This window comes from Enterococcus sp. DIV1089c (assembly GCF_050530965.1).
Lineage (GTDB): Bacteria > Bacillota > Bacilli > Lactobacillales > Enterococcaceae > Enterococcus_B > Enterococcus_B hirae.
The window spans coordinates 1,900,472-1,917,514 of record NZ_CP172888.1 but is presented as its reverse complement, the minus strand read 5'-3'; the positions used below and the strand labels follow the sequence as shown (position 1 = coordinate 1,917,514).

Genomic DNA, 17,043 nt, shown 5'->3' with positions numbered 1-17,043 from the left:
TTTCAACTCGTTCAATTATAATAAGAGCATAGAGATGAAAAGGAGTGAAAGAAGATAAAATTTGTTGAGCAAGATTTTGCTTATTATGAGCGCACAATCAAAAGAATGTATCAAAGTTATTATTGGAAGCGAATTCTAATCTTAGCATTCGTACTCGTGATTGTTCTGGCTTATACAGGCATCTTTCAGGAACATTTACTTTATAATGTTTTACTGATGATAATCATTGCTGGGGGAGGTATTTATCTTTATCTGCAAAAACAAAAATTTCCAGAGGTCTATCAAAAATATCTAGAGATAAATCAACCAGAAGCAAAAATCGTTAAGATCCAAGAAGCAGAGTATAGCTATAATGATCTTGAAGACAAGAGTGTCAGGATTAACAAAACTGGTATGCGTAATTTGCCGTCAAGGAATAAACAGTATACATTGATGGTTGGATTCTCCAAGTCCTTTTTTCCGCGTGAACCACTTCAAATTGTTTATTATGATATGCTTGAACTAACCTATGAAGAAAAGTTTCGTTTGAAGCGAAACGGCTATCATTCAATGCCACGTTTTTTGCGTCGGTTTACATTTAGTAATTTAAAAGAAAGCATTGGTAATATGGGACGTTTTATTGTCGGAAATATATTTTTACTAGTTATCCTGTTTCGTGTTATACGCTATTTATGGTCATTTATCCAATTGCTTTTTTAATATCCATAATATTCATACATAATTCATAAAAAATTAGAAAACAATATTTCTTGCCATAAAAAGGGAAAGAAATATTGTTTTTAAAGCATTATTGGCTGGTTCAATGGGAAGTAAATCGTTCAGTAACTCAAGTTGGAGAAAAAGTTACAACTTAAGTCCTATGACTTTTTCTTCCATTCCGTGCATAATATGAATGTAAGGAAAAGCTTGCAAACTATATTTGCTTAAGGAGGCAATTTCCATGAAAGAAAGAGAACGTATTTTAGACTTAGTTAAAAAAGGGATCCTTTCCACTGAAGAGGGCTTAGATTTATTAGAAAGCATGGCAACTGAGAAAGATGAAAAGCAAATCGCAAAAGAAGCAGATAAAGTAACTGCTAGTCATAAAGAAAAAGATCAAGCAACTCAATTGATCGATGAATTGGAAAATGGCACATCAGAAGAAATCCATTTTAATGCCGATCCAAAACAAAACGAAAAAGAAGATCAAGAAAATTTGGAACGTATCTTAGATGAGTTAGCAACACAAGCAAATCAAACGTCAGCTCATTTAGACGAAGTGAATGAAAAGTTAGCACAAAATAAAGCGGCACGCAATGACAAACAGGAAACATTGATGCAGCTGAATACCAAAGAAGAATTGGATGAACTAACAGAAGATGAGCTTCTCCAAAGAAAGACTCTTGAATCTGAGATCAAGGAATTAGAAGCTGCGAGTGAACAATTAACAGAAGAACAATTGAAACTAGAAGCAGAATTAAAAGATATTCGCAAAAACCAATGGACAGAAAAGAAAGAAACAATTGCTGATAAATTTGAGTTGCCAGATGACTGGAAAGAACAAGCCAACGATACATTGAACCAAGTTGGAGAAAAAATGTCTGAAGCTGGTTCTCAGCTAGGCAAGTTTTTGCGGAAGACATTCCAAACGGTATCGGAAACAGTTAATGAAAACATGGAATGGAAAGATGTCAATCTCCGTGTACCAGGTATCGCAACGACAAAATTTGAACACGAATTTTATTATGAAGCACCTGCAGCAAGTATTCTTGATATCAAAGCTGCAAACGGAAATGTCACATTGAAAACTTGGGAAAGTGAAGATGTGAAAGTTGAAGCTAAAATCAAATTATACGGTAAAATGAATGCAGAACCATTCGAGGCATTCTTAGAACGTAGTCAAATTGAAGTCAATGATGAGCATGTCTCATTCCAAATCCCAAATAAACGTGTACGTGCGGATCTAGTCTTTTATTTACCAAAACGAGTATATGACCATACAGCAATCAAATTGTTAAATGGGAATATTACGATTAACGACTTAGAAGGTAAAGATGTGTACACCAAATCGACAAATGGAAATATCGTCATTCAAAAATTACAAGCAACCATGCTTGAAATTGAAGGCGTTAATGGGAATATCGATGTTCAATCAGGTGCAATCTTAGATTCGATCATCGAAACAGTGAATGGTACGGTCACTGTAGGAACAACCCCTGAAAATCTTTCCGTTTCTCTCGTTAATGGGGATGTACGGTTGACAATGAAAGAAGAACATTTGAAAAAAATTGAAGCAAGTTCAGTCAATGGCAATGTCAAAGTAGCTTTACCAACAGGAATTGGCATGGAAGGTAATGCGAAAACAAGTTTAGGCAGCATCAACAGCCGCCTGACTGATTATGAAGTAATCCGTGAAAAAAAAGAACGGACCAATCAATTACTACAGTTCCGTCGTCTCTCTGAAAATGAGGTAGCTAGAATCCAATTATCGACTACGACTGGTAGTATTTATTTAAAAGATACGGATCAATAAAGTAATCAACCGGTGAGTTAGCTTATTCTAACAATCGAAAGCAGGATTGATAAGTGGGATGTACGTTCACTATTAGACGATGATACTTGGTCATTCGTTCCTTTAACGAGGAAAAGCAAAAATCTTTGGAGAAAAAGTGTAGTGAGAATGAACAGTTTATCTATTGTCACACTCTTTTTCTTCCATTAAAATGAATAGAACAGAGGTGAAAGTAAAATGAAAAGAAAATTGACAAAATCAAATAAAAATATTGTTTTGACTGGTACATTAGCTGGGATCGCAGAATATCTTGGAATTGATCCAACGGTAGTTCGTGTGATCTATGTATTCCTAAGCTTAGTGGCATTTGGAAGTCCAGTTATCTTATATATTTTATTGGCTTTGCTCATCCCTTCTGGACGAAACAAACAGACTCGTTATGGGCATGAAAACCAATATTATCAAAATAATAATTATCATCATGAACAAACAAAAAAACGTAAAGAGGCGGAAAAGGTCAATGATGACGAATGGAGTGACTTCTAATGTCTTATCTTCAGCGCCTCATCGTGAATACGTTGACGTTCATCTCTCTGGCAGTGATTTTTCCGACGATGATTTATGTAGATAGTATTTGGACAGCTATTTTAGCAAGTTTCGTATTGTCCATCTTGAATATGTTCATTAAACCTATTCTAACAATTTTATCACTACCATTCACTTTAGTGACACTGGGCTTGTTCACATTTGTCATCAATGCGGCAATCTTGAAGATGACTTCCTTTTTTGTTGGAGCATCTAATTTTAATTTTGCTTCCTTTGGTTCAGCTTTTTTGATTGCTGTGATCATGTCAGTGGTGAATATGATTGTCAGTGAACACAATAGTAGAAGGTAAACGTGAACAATCGATAATGACTAAAAGGGTACATCCATGGGAAATGTCTTAAATTCCCTGGTTGTACCTTTTTGCTTTGTTTTATAAAAAAAGTGAATTTAAAATAAAAACGTTTTTTTTATGTGGTAGTACTTTTTGTCAGACAATGATAAAATGGGAAGGAACACTCTAATAGAAATGAGGTAGCACGAATGGCAGAAGTTGTAAAAGTAAGCCAATTAGTAGAAAAATTATCATTAGAAATAGTGACTGGTGATGAAAAGAGTTTGGAGCGTGTTATCGTAACTGGTGACATCTCAAGACCTGGTTTAGAATTGACCGGTTATTTTAATTATTATTCACATGATCGTTTACAATTATTTGGGAGCAAAGAGATTAGCTTTGCTGAACGGATGATGCCGGAAGAAAGACTGATGATTATGAGAAGATTGTGCAGTGAGGATATGCCAGCATTCATTATTTCTCGGGGGCTTCCAGCTTCTGAAGAAATGATTCAAGCAGCCAACGAATACGGTATGGCTGTCTTACGTTCACCAATCTCCACATCCCGTTTGCTTGGAGAATTATCTAGTTATTTAGATGGTCGTTTAGCTCCTAGAACGAGCGTTCATGGTGTGCTAGTCGATGTTTATGGGTTAGGTGTACTCATTCAAGGGGATAGCGGAATTGGTAAGAGTGAAACCGCATTAGAATTAATCAAACGTGGTCATCGCCTGATTGCCGATGACCGAGTAGATGTTTATCAACAAGATGAACTGACAGTCATTGGTGAACCACCAAAAATCTTAGAACACTTGATAGAAATCAGAGGGATCGGAATCATTGATGTCATGAACTTGTTTGGAGCAAGTGCTGTCCGTGGTTCAATGCAAGTGCAGTTAGCCGTTTATTTAGAAGCCTGGGCGAAGGACAAAAAATATGATCGACTAGGTTCTGAAGATACTTCTGTGGAAATTGCAGAAGTGGGGATTCCACAAATAAAAATACCTGTTAAAACTGGACGAAACGTGGCCATCATCATCGAAGTGGCAGCAATGAATTTCCGAGCAAAAACGATGGGATTTGATGCAACAAAAACGTTTGAAGAAAGATTAAGTCGTCTGATCGAAGAAAATTCAGGGGCACAATAGCAAGGAGTGGAAACATGATAGCGCAAATCGATCGGGTAGCGTTCAATCTTTTAGGAATACCAATCTATTGGTATGCTTTGATCATTGTATCGGGAATAATTATTGCCATGTGGCTAAGTAGCCGTGAAGCCGTACGAGTTGGCTTAAAATCTGAGGATGTCACTGATTTTATGTTGTGGGGATTGCCACTTTCAATTATTGGCGCACGGTTGTACTATATTTTATTTGATTTACCACAATATATAGCTGATCCTATTCAAATATTCAATATCCGTTCTGGCGGGTTAGCTATTTATGGTGGATTAATCGCAGGTGCCATTACTTTATACTTCTTTACCAAATACCACTTTATTTCCATGTGGACATTTTTAGATATAGCAGCACCAAGTGTCCTACTCGCTCAAGCAATTGGGCGCTGGGGAAATTTTATGAATCATGAAGCTTATGGCCCTGTCACGACGAGAATCTTTTTAGAAAATCTTCATATCCCAAGATTCATAATTGATAATATGTACATTGAAGGTTTTTATCGTCAACCTACCTTTTTATATGAATCCGTTTGGAGTTTGATTGGCTTTATCCTACTCCTATTTTTAAGAAACAAAAAGCATTTACTGAAAAAAGGAGAAGTTTTACTTGTTTATGTGATGTGGTACAGCTTCGGGCGCTTTTTTATCGAAGGATTACGGACAGATAGTTTATACTTCTTAGGTGTTATTCGTATCTCCCAATTGTTGTCAGCCTTTTTATTCGTTGGGACAATTATTCTGTTTATCTGGCGTAGAAAAAAAGGAAATCTACCAGATTACGATCGCACTTTTGGTAAAAATCAAATGATTATCTAATTTACAGAGCTAAAAAAATGAAAAAAATAGCAGGAGTGGTAAAATGAAATATAGGGTGGCAGTCTTAGGAGCTGGCTCATGGGGGACAGCTCTTGCGCAAGTTCTTGCTGAAAATGGACATGATGTTCGCCTATGGGGACATCGTCAATCGCAAATAGACGAGATCAACCAACAACACACCAATCAAAAATATTTACCCGACTATCATTTGTCAACGTCAATCCGTGGTTTTAGTGAGTTGGAACAGGCAGTTCAAGATATTGATGCCTTGTTATTCGTAATTCCGACACGAGCCATTCGCTCTGTAGCACAAGAGGTGGTCACTAAATTGAATACCAAGCCTGTAATCATCCATGCAAGCAAGGGGCTAGAACAGGAAACACACAAACGGATCTCAGAAATTCTTTTAGAAGAGATCCCGAGTGACAAACGTCAATCCATTGCTGTTTTATCTGGTCCGAGTCACGCAGAAGAAGTAGCAAATCATGACATTACTACGATCACAGCTGCTAGCACAGATCAAAAAACAGCTTCCTTTGTCCAAAAGTTATTCATGAATCATTATTTTAGGATTTATACCAACCCTGATGTGATTGGGGTTGAAATGGGGGCTGCATTGAAAAATATTATTGCTCTTGGTGCAGGAGCAATCCACGGATTAGGTTTCGGGGATAATGCAAAAGCTGCTATTATGACTAGAGGTTTAGCTGAAATCAGTCGTTTAGGTGTTGCCATGGGTGCCAACCCCTTGACTTTTATTGGTCTTAGTGGTGTGGGCGATTTGATCGTTACTTGTACTAGTATCCATTCGCGAAATTGGCGAGCGGGCAATTTGTTAGGTAAAGGGCATGAACTGTCAGAAGTATTGGAAAATATGGGGATGGTTGTGGAAGGTGTCCATACGACAAAAGCCGCAAAAGAACTTGCTCAGCAAGTAGGTGTAGACATGCCAATCACTCAAACAATTTATGAAGTACTTTATGAAAATAAAAATGTACAAATTGCGGCAAGAGAAATCATGTTGCGAGATGGAAAAAAAGAAAATGAATTTTCACGATTAATTTTTTAGAGGAGAGATGACAAATGAAAGTAAAAAAGGCAGTTATTCCAGCAGCAGGTTTAGGAACAAGATTTTTACCTGCAACAAAAGCGATGGCAAAAGAAATGCTTCCAATCGTTGACAAACCAACGATTCAATTTATCGTAGAAGAAGCACTTAAATCAGGGATCGAAGACATTTTGATCGTCACTGGGAAAGCAAAACGACCAATCGAAGACCATTTTGATTCAAATATCGAGTTAGAAACGAATTTGAGTGAAAAAGGGAAAACAGAATTATTGAAGTTGGTTGAAGAAACAACTGATGTAAATCTACACTTCATTCGTCAATCTCATCCAAAAGGGTTAGGACATGCTGTATTACAAGCCCGTGCTTTTATTGGTAATGAACCTTTTATTGTGATGTTAGGTGATGATATCATGGAAGATGAAGTACCTTTGACACAACAATTGATTGATGACTATGAGCGGACACATGCATCAACGATCGCAGTGATGGAAGTGCCACAAAAAGATACGTCTAAATACGGAATTATTAATCCTGGTGAAGAATTAGAAGAAGGATTGTTCAATGTTAAAAACTTCGTTGAAAAACCAGACCCAAGTAAAGCACCAAGTAATTTAGCTATTATTGGACGCTATTTATTAACTCCTGAAATCTTTGATGTTTTGGCAGAACAACAACCAGGTGCTGGGAATGAGATCCAACTGACAGATGCGATTGATACATTGAATAAAACACAACGAGTATTTGCTCGTAACTTTACAGGCAAACGCTATGATGTTGGTGACAAGTTTGGTTTCATGAAAACCAGTATTGAATACGGCTTGACTCATCCAGAAGTCGGCGAACCATTAAAAGAATATATTAAAGAGCTAGGGAAACAATTAGAAGCAGATCAAACGATGGTACCAAAAAAAGACAACAAAAAAATTGAATCAAAAGATGAGCTGAAAAAATAAATTTTTTAGCAATGAAAGCTTCAACTGCTCTTATCCAAAAAAAGTAGTTGAAGCTTTGCTATTTTTTATTTGTTTAAAAAATGCGAAAATGCTATGCTTATAGAAAGAGTATCAGAAGGGAGTTCGAGTATGACAGGCGGAGAAATTGCTGGGCTGATTGCGGCCATCGCATTTGCAGTCCTCGTTGTTTTTATCATAAGAGTATTGTTACAATTATCAAAAACACTAGAAAAAGTGGATCAAACAGTGGCAGAAGCAAATACGACGATTGAAGTCGTCACCAAAGATGTCGATCTTTTGTCAAGGCAGGTGGAAGGTTTACTAGTCAAAAGTAATGAATTGCTTTTAGACATCAATGGGAAAGTAGAAACGATTGATCCATTATTTACAGCTATCGCGGATTTAAGTGAAAGCGTGTCAGAATTGAATACATCAAGTAAAAATATCGTAACCAAAGTTGGTGGGATTGGGCGTACAACAGCTAAAGCTACCGTGGCTGGAAAAGTTGGTGGCACAGCTTTAAAGTTTTTCAAAAATAAAAAACATACAGAAAAGACTGGAGGAATTTAATTATGGCAAAAAAAGGTGGATTTTTACTAGGAGCAGTTATTGGTGGGACAGCAGCGGCAGTCGCAGCATTATTATTAGCACCAAAGTCAGGAAAAGAACTACGCGATGAACTTGCTGCACAAGCAGATGATTTACTTGATATGGCTTCAGACTACACGGATATGGCAAAAGAAAAATCAGCGACATTAACAGACATCGCAAAAGAAAAAGCGCAAGATCTATCCCAACAAGCTGGTGACTTAGCTGGTAGCGTGAAAAATAAAGTCAATCATTCTGCAAATGATGTCGAAGATGAGTCTGAAGACATTTTATTAACATTAAAAGAACAATCAGAAGATCTTTCTCATCGCTTCAAGAAATCAGCAGATGAGCTTAAAAAGCCAGTCGGACAAATGAATGAAACAGTTAAAGATGCATCTGAAGATATGATGATCAATGCGAAAGATGCTGCAGGTGAAGCTGGACAAACAGTCAAAGAAGGCATTGCTGAAGCAAAACCAGTCGCAAAAGATGCGCAAGCAATGGCAGATATGGCTAAAGAAGACGTAAAAGCTAAAAAAGAAGATTTAAAAGATACATTTACTGACAATGGAAAATAGGCAATTTCTATTTTTTGTAAATAATCAATAGATGCTATCTCGATTTTGGTTAATCGAACGGAACAAGTGATGAATATCAAAGCTAGCAAAGTTTCCTAGCTTTGATATTTTTTTGTTTGGATAATTACTAGAATAATACATAATGTAAAGGTCTAATTTGCGTAATCACTTGATAGCATGCTTATTACCATGAGAGTGAAGACACTATAAAAGAACCAGAATGATCAGAAGAATTCGTAAAATCTAATGGTAACCAGAGCTCTTTGGTATGAATGAGCCAACAACGATTAGTGAGGTTGAAGATAAGAAAAAAATGAGTCTAGGACTAACAGTCACCCTAGACTCATTAATAGATGTAGAAGTGATAAACGGCGTTCAAAGAGCTGATCTTCGGTGATAAGTCAAAAAATCTCAAAACATGGGAAGCTGTTTCGAGATTTTCATCCTTACTGCTCCTGCGATTACTCGTCGTAGTTTTTACTTGGTGAGCGCTCAGATCAAGTCGCTCTTCTCACAACCTTATTCAATAACCAATAATTCTTTTGGCGTAGTTGTAAATGGAATACAGCCGTCTTTTGTCACGTAGACACAGTCTTCGATTCGAACACCTACTTGATCAGGGATATAGATTCCTGGTTCAAGGGAGAAGCACATGCCTTCTTCGATGACTAAATCATTACCTGCTACAAGGGAAGGAAATTCATGGACAGTGGTTCCGATTCCGTGACCTAGACGATGATTGAAGTATTCGCCATAGCCATAGCTATTGATTACATTTCTTGCAATTTGATCTAGTTCGGCAGCCGTTACGCCGGGACGTACAGCTGCTTGGGCAGCTAATTGTGCCTCAAGTGTGATTTGATAAATTTTTTCCTGAAATTCAGTTGGTTTTTTATAGGCTACAGTTCGAGTAGCATCGCTGCAATAACCATCCCAAATAACACCTAAATCAAACAAAACAAGTTCATTAGGCGAAATTTTTGTGCTGCCTGGAGCACCGTGGGGGCTTGCTGCGTTTTTACCAGCTAAAACGAGCGTGTCAAACGACATTTGCGAAACACCTTGTTTTTTTAGTTGGTATTCGATTTCCGCAATGATTGCTTGCTCAGTAACACCTTCTTTTACTGCCTTAAAGCCGATTTCAAAGGCAACATCTGCCCATTTACCAGCAGCAAGTAATTGGTCTTTTTCTTCCAGTGTTTTGATTAATTGGAGACGTTGAATGATTGCTGTTAAATCAGTAAAGTTGTCAGAACCAGTTAGAACATCTGAAATGGCATCGAAACGATCAACGGTTAACGCATTTTTTTCAATTCCGATATTTCCAGGCTGACCATAACGGTGACGAATTTCTTTCCCAATGATTTCCCAAGGATTTTCGCTGTCTAAATAGCCACGAACATCAAAAGACCATGCACTGTTTTGTGCATCTTCAACTTCTAAAGCCGGAGTGAATAAAAAAGGATCCTGTTCAAGTGGGATAAATAGTGCTAAGACACGTTCATGGGGTTCACTTTCGTATCCTGAAAAATAAGCGATGTGTCCTGGATCACTAATATAGGCAAGATCCACTTGATTTTGAGCCATCCATTTACGTAATTCGTTGATTTTTACGTTATTCATTTTGGCATCCTTCTTTCTAATTTATTGAATTATTAGATAATTGTACCACTTAATGTTTCAAAGACCAACGTATAAAAGTGAAAAAATGAATTATTTTCATGAAAGCGGTAGTAAAACGGTTGCAATTTTGAGTATTATTTGTTATCCTGTTTTAGAAATGTAAAGCGTATTTTCAGAAAACATATAAAAATGAACAGGAGAGCAAGAATGGAAAAGCAAACAATTACTATTTATGATGTAGCGAGAGAGGCAAATGTTTCGATGGCTACTGTTTCACGTGTCGTTAACGGGAATCCGAATGTCAAACCTGCGACTAGAAAAAAAGTGTTAGAAGTCATTGATCGATTGGACTATCGTCCGAATGCTGTTGCACGTGGGCTAGCAAGTAAGAAGACAACGACAGTAGGGGTAATCATTCCAGATGTCAGCAATATGTTTTTTGCTTCTTTAGCACGTGGGATCGATGATGTTGCTACAATGTACAAATACAACATCATTTTAGCAAATTCAGACGGCAATGATCAAAAAGAAGTGAATGTATTAAATAACTTGTTAGCAAAACAAGTAGATGGCGTGATCTTCATGGGACATCATATCACTGATGAAATCCGTGGTGAGTTTTCTCGATCTAAGACTCCTGTAGTATTGGCTGGCTCAATTGACCCTGATGAACAAGTTGGAAGTGTGAATATCGATTACACTTCAGCAACTAAGGATGCTGTCAATAAATTAGCTAAGAATGGCAATAAAAAAATTGCCTTTGTCAGTGGGGCATTGATTGATCCAATCAATGGTCAAAATCGCTTGAAAGGATATAAAGAAGCACTTAAAGAAAATAATTTACCTTACAGCGAAGGTTTGATCTTTGAAGCAGAGTATAACTTTAAAGACGGATTAACCCTAGTTGATCGCATTCATAATAGTGGCGCAACAGCTGTTTATGTTTCAGATGATGAATTAGCTATCGGTATTTTAGATGGTCTTTTAGATAAGGGTGTGAAAGTACCGGAAGAATTTGAGATTATTACAAGTAATAACTCATTGTTAACAGAAGTTGCACGTCCACGCCTAACAAGTATCACACAACCATTGTATGATTTAGGTGCCGTTTCAATGCGTCTATTAACAAAAATGATGAATAAAGAAGAAGTTGAAGAAAAAACAATTATCTTACCTTATGGAATTGAAGAAAAAGGATCGACGAAATAATAAGTGATTAACACTCCACTAGATGATGCTAGTGGAGTGTTTTTAACTTCTAAAAAAGATTCAGTGATTGAAACAAGTAAACATTCGTTGAAGCTTTTAGCTAGTTAGCAAGAACAACTATTTATTTTTTTGTAAAAACTTGGACAAATTTTATCTTTTTATTCCGTATAATGAAATGGAATCTCTATCAGAAGAGAAAATCTAAAATGCCAGGAGTTACTGTATATGTCAGATTTTTATTTTGTAAAACTACGCCCTGAAGTTTACAATGATTTAATAACTTCAAAGGAAACTAAAAATAGGATATTAAATAAAGAAACAAGAATGTATCTTGCGTTCGAACAAAATGGAAGAAATTGGTATATTCCTTTTAAAGCTCATACAAGTACAAAACATCCAGATTCTGTATTTTTTTTGCCAATATTGGAGGAGGACCCTCATCTTGTTTCTCCGGGATTAGTTTTCTATCAGTCCTTAAATCTTTCCTCTTCCGATGTAATAGAAACAGAGATAGAAAGGAAAGAGATAGCTGATTTATATATACCGTTTATAGAAAAAAATTTGGAAAAAATTAAGGACGCTTTTTATCATTATCTAAGAGGATATTATAATCATTGTGTATACGATAAGAAGACCGGAACGCTTGAATTATTTCTAAAAGAAATAGAGGAAATATGCAATCTTAAGTTTAATGAGGGAATAAGTGATAAAAGTATACAAAATTTGAGCAAACGAGGTGATATAAAAGGGATTGAAGCATATCGAGAAAAACAACTTCCAAATTTTCTAGAAGAAGATTATTTTATTAAGTTTTTATCTGTTAAATCTCATCTTCCTTGGCAAGATTCAAGCATAATCCAAATCTTGATCGCCCAAAAACCAGACGTCCAATTGGCTCTTCAGGCTTGGGAATGGAAGAAACTTGAAAAAAAACTAAATCTGTGTCCGGAATCCCTCCTTAGAGCATATACAGGAGAAGTTTTCAAAAAAAAAACAAACTCTAAACCAACAGATTATTTTCAAGTACAGGTTTTTGATGTTAGTGAATTAAAGGAAAATCAAGAAATACCTAGACCTGCTTACTACGTAGGAGATCAAACAGTTGATTCATTTCTCTATAAAATTTTATTCCAAAGTATCCGAGGACTTACAAGTAGGTCAATCGAGATTAAATCAGGAATGAATGATAAAGAAAAATTGAGTATCTTATTGCGTTCAGCCATACATAAGAGAAGATGGACTAGTATCGGTGATCAAGACCATTTAGAATATTTTAAATCAGAAGCGGTCGGTTATACCTTAGCAAAACATTTAGGATTATCTACGGAGAGTTATTCTTTTGAATATCTTTCTACTTTGAGGCAGAATAAATTGTCTGAAACTACAATAGATAATATTTTAGAGAGCATTAGTTCAGAAGTAAATAAAACATATAATGACTTTAGAGAAAAATTTAATATTATTTTGAATAAAAGTAACGAAAAGAATAAAGTTACCCAACTTCAAAACAATCAATCTATAGAGATATTAGACCCCGTCAATAAAGGGAAAAAAAGACGTGAAGCTTTGATTGAAAATAGTAAAAAAAAGTTTAGCGACAAACGTTTGAAAGTAGGAGAAAAACAGCAGCGTGATCCACAAACTTGGACAGAAGTTAAAACTAAAAAGAGTAAAAGAATCCATCCGAATATATATGAGAGTAAAATACAAAATTCTGAAGGGCAAAATAGCGAAAATAATAGCGAGTATTGGTGGGAAATCGAAAGTAAACACGTGAGGGAAGTCAAAGAAGGGAACCACCAGCTATCAGGCGACTCTAAAGGATTGATTAGACCTGAAGTCAAAATATCTTTGGAAAAAGCTGAGGGTGCCTGCATAAAAAAAACTGAACTCTCGATGGATATTAAGGGAAATGAGCAACAGACAGTTCATATTAAAGGATCAAATGGTACTAAGCAACAAGAAGTTAAAGAGAGATCTTGGAAAGAGAACTCAAGCACAGAAAGAAACAATCAGCTAGATAATCTAGAGAAATATAGAGAAGCGAATCAACAATGGTTTGAGAAAGGAACTTTGGAAAAAAACACAAGTAAAGGAAGTAATACAAGTACTTCAGAAAATGTTGTTACCAATGATTTAAAGAGTTCTAAACTTAGAACTTTTGAAGGATCGATTATCCTTAAAGCCAAAGAAGGTGCAAGTCTACCTTTGAGAAAAGCTGAGGATACCAACCGAAATGAATTTGAACATTCGACGACTATTAATAGAATTAACCCGCAGACAGATCATCAAGAATCTTCTACCCTTAAAACCTTTGCAAGCTTGTTTAACATGAAAGCCAAAGAAGGTGAAAGCCTATCTTTGAAAAAAGCTGAGGATACCAACCGAACTGAATCTAAACATTCGACGACTATTAATGGAAAAGATCAGCAGACAGATCATCAAGCGGATCAAAGTGAGTCGGAAGAAATGACTTGGGAAACAGTTACAAGAAAAGGAAGTAAAAAAAGCAACAAAAGCAACAAAAGCACTTTAGAAAAAGTAGATACTAACAGACTAAGTTCATTTACTACAGATAAAAACAGTCCGCAACGGCAAAGGATAGCTCAGGAAAAGGCAACTAAAAATAATCGGTAGAAAAAAATGGAGTATCCGGGCGTAGAACAGTGGCAAGATAAAAAAGTTTCTTTAAAACCATAACCAGATAAAAACGAGAGTGGGACAATAGTCAGAAAAAAATCTGATTATTTCCCCATTTTTTTGATTTTAAGGTACATAAAAAGCACAACCTTGTATGATTAAAGTGCTTAAACAAAAATCAAAGGAGTGTGCTTTATGTTTAAAAATTATACCATCAGCCAAACAACTTTACCACGAAATGTAGAACATTAACTGTTACCACCTTTATGTGGATGAAAGACGGTTATATGCGAAATGGACAGCGCAAACCAGGTTATAATTTCCAAATCGCCAACGATTGAGAAAGAACTATTGTCCAACTCTCGTTTTAACTTCTAAAAAAGATTTAGTGATTGAAATAAGTAAACATTCGTTGAAGCTTTTAGCTAGTTAACAAGAACAACTATTTATTTTTTTGTAAAAACTTGGACAAATTTTAGCTTTTTATTCCGTATAATGAAATGGAATCTCTATCAGAAGAGAAAATTTAAATTGTAAGGAGAAGTTATAAATGTCAGATATTTATTTTGTGAAACTGCTTCCTGATGTTTACGATGAGTTAAAAACTTCAAAGTACAAAGAAATAACATTAGAAAATTTAAATAGGACATATCTTGCATTGGAAAGAAATAGGAGAAATTGGTATATTCCTATTAAATCTTTTACAGAGAAAATTTTTACAGAGTTTGTATATCCATTGCCAGTAATGGAAGAGAAGTACAAGAACAATCGTCGCTGTACTCCAGGTTTTGTTTTTAATCATTCCTTGTATCTTGATTCTTCACTGGTAATAGTAACTAAGGATCCGGGAATGGAATTATATCGTCCGTTTATAGAAGAAAATAAAGAAAAGATCATAGAAAAATTTTATTATTTTGTAAGTATGGCACATCATATTAATGAACGTGGTAATAAGTTGGTTAACTCAATTGACTTATTTCCAGAAGGAGTTGAATATATACTAAATCTTAGGTTTAATGAGGGAATAGACGATAAAAGTATACAAAGCTTGAATAAACGGGGGGATAGGGAAGGGATTGAAACGTATCGAAAAAAACAACTTTCAACTTTTCTAGAAGAGGATAATTTTATTAAGTTTTTATCTGTTACAGCGCATCTTCCTTGGCAACACTCAAAAATAACCCAAAACCTGATCGCCCAAAAACCAGATGTCCAATTGGCTCTCGAGGCTCAGGAATGGAAGAAACTAGGAAAAAAATTAAAACTGGGTCCAGAGGCACTTTATAGAGACCATACAGAAGTACGTTTCGACAAAGAAACAAAAAGTAAACTAACAGCCTCTTTTCTAGTACAGGTTTTCGATGTTAGTGAATTAGCGGAAAAGCAAGAAATACCCAGACCAGCATACTATGTAGGGAATCAAACAGTTGATTCATTTCTCTACCAAATTTTGTTCCAAAGTATTAACCAATTTAAAAGTATGCCAATCGAGATTCAATCAGGGATGAATGATAAACAAACATTGAGTAACTTTATGCGTTCAGCCATACATAAGACAAGAGGGACTAGTACCGATTATCCAGACCAATTAGAATATTTTAAATCAGAAGCGATTGGTTATATCTTAGCAAAACATATAGGTTTACATACGGAGAGTTATTCTTTTGAATATCTTTCTACTTTGAAAAAAAGTGAATTGTCTGACAGTAAAATCGATGCTATTTTAGTTAGCATTAGTAGGAAAGTAAGTCAAATATATGGACGGTTTAGAGACAATTTTAACGATATTTTGAAAAAAAGCATGGAAAATGATACAGTCTTCCAATTTCAAAACAATCAATCTATTGAGTTATTAGATCCTGTCAACAAAAGGAGAAAAGGACGTGAAGCTTCAAAGGAACGTAATCAAAAAAGGGTTGACAGCATACGTTTGGAAGAAGAGAAACAAAAACAGCATGACCCACAAGTATGGATAGAAGTACAAACGAACAGTAGCGAAAGAACCAATTGGAATAAAGATGAAAGTAAAATGCAAAGTCCTGAAGAGCCAAATAGAGAAAACAATAGCGATTATTGTAGGGAAATCGAAAGTAAGCAAGTGATGACTGTCAAAGAAGGGGATAACCGGCAATCAGGTGACTTTAAAGGAAAAGACAAAGATGATGCAAGCCTACCTTTAGAAAAAGCTGGGCCCTCGATGAATATCGATGGAAATGACCAACAGTCAGATAACCTAAAGAAATCAAGTGAAACGAACCCGCTGTGGTTTGAAATTGGGGTATGGGAACCAGTCATACATGAAAAAGAAAAAAGCAACCTTGCTACCAATGATCTAAATAGTTTTAACTCTAGCACCTTTAAAAGCTTGACTGCTCCTAAATTCAAAGAAGGAACCAGCCTATATTTAGAAAAAGCTGAGCCCTCAATGAATATCAATGGAAATGACCAACAGTCAGATAACCTAAAGAAATCAAGTGAAACGAACCCGCTGTGGTTTGAAATTGGGGTATGGGAACCAGTCATACATGAAAAAGAAAAAAGCAAACCTGCTACCAATGATCTAAATAGTTTTAACCCTAGCACCTTTAAAAGCTTGACTGCTCCTAAATTCAAAGAAGGAACCAGCCTATATTTAGAAAAAGCTGAGCCCTCGATGAATATCAATGGAAATGACCGACAGTCAGATAACCTAAAGAAATCAAGTGAAACGAACCCGCTGTGGTTTGAAATTGGGGTATGGGAACCAGTCACACATGAAAAAGAAAAAAGCAAATCTGCTACCAATGATCTAAATCAGTCTAAATATTCATCGACTATAGATAAAAATACTCATCAACAGCAAACAGTGGATCAAAAAAGGAATAAAGCAATGAGCTTAGTCAAACAGCAAGAAAAAAAGCGTATGGGCGCTACTGAAAAATTAACAAGATAAAAACAGTCGCCATAATTGGCGACTGTTTTTTTAGGTCCTTTGTCAAATAATGTTGGTACGTTTCATCAATATTATTTGACAAAGTC

At 35.8% G+C, this 17,043-nt stretch carries 14 protein-coding genes; 13 read left to right on the top strand and 1 reads right to left on the bottom strand.

What is annotated here, in order from left to right; genetic code table 11:
* The first annotated feature begins 105 nt into the window (after positions 1-105).
* The 10 genes from IGL30_RS09025 (at position 106) to IGL30_RS08980 (ending at position 8,553) form a co-directional block, all read left to right on the top strand.
* The gene (locus IGL30_RS09025; protein WP_123874634.1) at positions 106-699 is read left to right on the top strand and encodes a hypothetical protein; all 594 of its coding nucleotides are present in this window, start codon (positions 106-108) and stop codon (positions 697-699) included.
* A 241-nt stretch (positions 700-940) separates the two neighbouring features.
* Positions 941-2,512, top strand: coding sequence for a daptomycin-sensing surface protein LiaX (liaX, locus tag IGL30_RS09020; protein ID WP_010737970.1), 1,572 nt, complete (start codon positions 941-943; stop codon positions 2,510-2,512).
* Between the two features lie 216 nt (positions 2,513-2,728).
* Entirely contained in the window at positions 2,729-3,037 is a 309-nt protein-coding gene (locus IGL30_RS09015) for a PspC domain-containing protein (RefSeq protein WP_010718558.1), read from the top strand.
* Positions 3,037-3,387 carry a phage holin family protein gene (locus IGL30_RS09010; RefSeq protein ID WP_010737969.1) on the top strand — a complete coding sequence of 117 codons (351 nt, stop codon included), beginning with the start codon at positions 3,037-3,039 and terminating at the stop codon, positions 3,385-3,387. The genes IGL30_RS09015 and IGL30_RS09010 overlap by 1 nt, the downstream gene beginning before the upstream one ends.
* A 191-nt stretch (positions 3,388-3,578) precedes the next feature.
* Positions 3,579-4,517 carry an HPr(Ser) kinase/phosphatase gene (gene hprK / locus IGL30_RS09005; RefSeq protein ID WP_010718556.1) on the top strand — a complete coding sequence of 313 codons (939 nt, stop codon included), beginning with the start codon at positions 3,579-3,581 and terminating at the stop codon, positions 4,515-4,517.
* A 14-nt stretch (positions 4,518-4,531) separates the two neighbouring features.
* Positions 4,532-5,362, top strand: coding sequence for a prolipoprotein diacylglyceryl transferase (lgt, locus tag IGL30_RS09000; RefSeq protein ID WP_010718555.1), 831 nt, complete (start codon positions 4,532-4,534; stop codon positions 5,360-5,362).
* 43 nt (positions 5,363-5,405) lie between these two features.
* The gene (locus tag IGL30_RS08995; RefSeq protein ID WP_081128057.1) at positions 5,406-6,431 is read left to right on the top strand and encodes an NAD(P)H-dependent glycerol-3-phosphate dehydrogenase; all 1,026 of its coding nucleotides are present in this window, start codon (positions 5,406-5,408) and stop codon (positions 6,429-6,431) included.
* 14 nt (positions 6,432-6,445) lie between these two features.
* On the top strand, positions 6,446-7,384 hold the full coding sequence (gene galU, locus IGL30_RS08990; protein WP_123874635.1) for a UTP--glucose-1-phosphate uridylyltransferase GalU: 939 nt from the start codon (positions 6,446-6,448) through the stop codon (positions 7,382-7,384).
* 129 nt (positions 7,385-7,513) lie between these two features.
* A complete protein-coding gene (locus IGL30_RS08985; RefSeq protein WP_010718552.1) occupies positions 7,514-7,954 on the top strand; it encodes a DUF948 domain-containing protein in 441 nt (146 codons plus the stop codon).
* 2 nt (positions 7,955-7,956) lie between these two features.
* Positions 7,957-8,553, top strand: coding sequence for a YtxH domain-containing protein (locus tag IGL30_RS08980; protein WP_034699167.1), 597 nt, complete (start codon positions 7,957-7,959; stop codon positions 8,551-8,553).
* A gap of 519 nt (positions 8,554-9,072) precedes the next feature.
* Here IGL30_RS08980 and IGL30_RS08975 read toward each other — a convergent pair.
* On the bottom strand, positions 9,073-10,176 hold the full coding sequence (locus tag IGL30_RS08975) for a M24 family metallopeptidase (RefSeq protein ID WP_088745272.1): 1,104 nt from the start codon (positions 10,174-10,176) through the stop codon (positions 9,073-9,075).
* Between the two features lie 207 nt (positions 10,177-10,383).
* Between IGL30_RS08975 and ccpA the strand changes: the two genes are divergently transcribed.
* From ccpA to IGL30_RS08960, 3 genes are all read left to right on the top strand, one after another.
* Positions 10,384-11,385 (top strand): catabolite control protein A, encoded by a 1,002-nt coding sequence (gene ccpA / locus IGL30_RS08970; RefSeq protein WP_010718548.1) that lies wholly within the window; start codon positions 10,384-10,386, stop codon positions 11,383-11,385.
* Between the two features lie 225 nt (positions 11,386-11,610).
* Positions 11,611-14,022, top strand: a complete 2,412-nt coding sequence (locus IGL30_RS08965; protein WP_349700660.1) for a hypothetical protein — start codon at positions 11,611-11,613, stop codon at positions 14,020-14,022.
* 553 nt (positions 14,023-14,575) lie between these two features.
* Positions 14,576-16,957, top strand: coding sequence for a hypothetical protein (locus tag IGL30_RS08960; protein WP_123874637.1), 2,382 nt, complete (start codon positions 14,576-14,578; stop codon positions 16,955-16,957).
* The last annotated feature ends 86 nt before the right edge of the window (positions 16,958-17,043 follow it).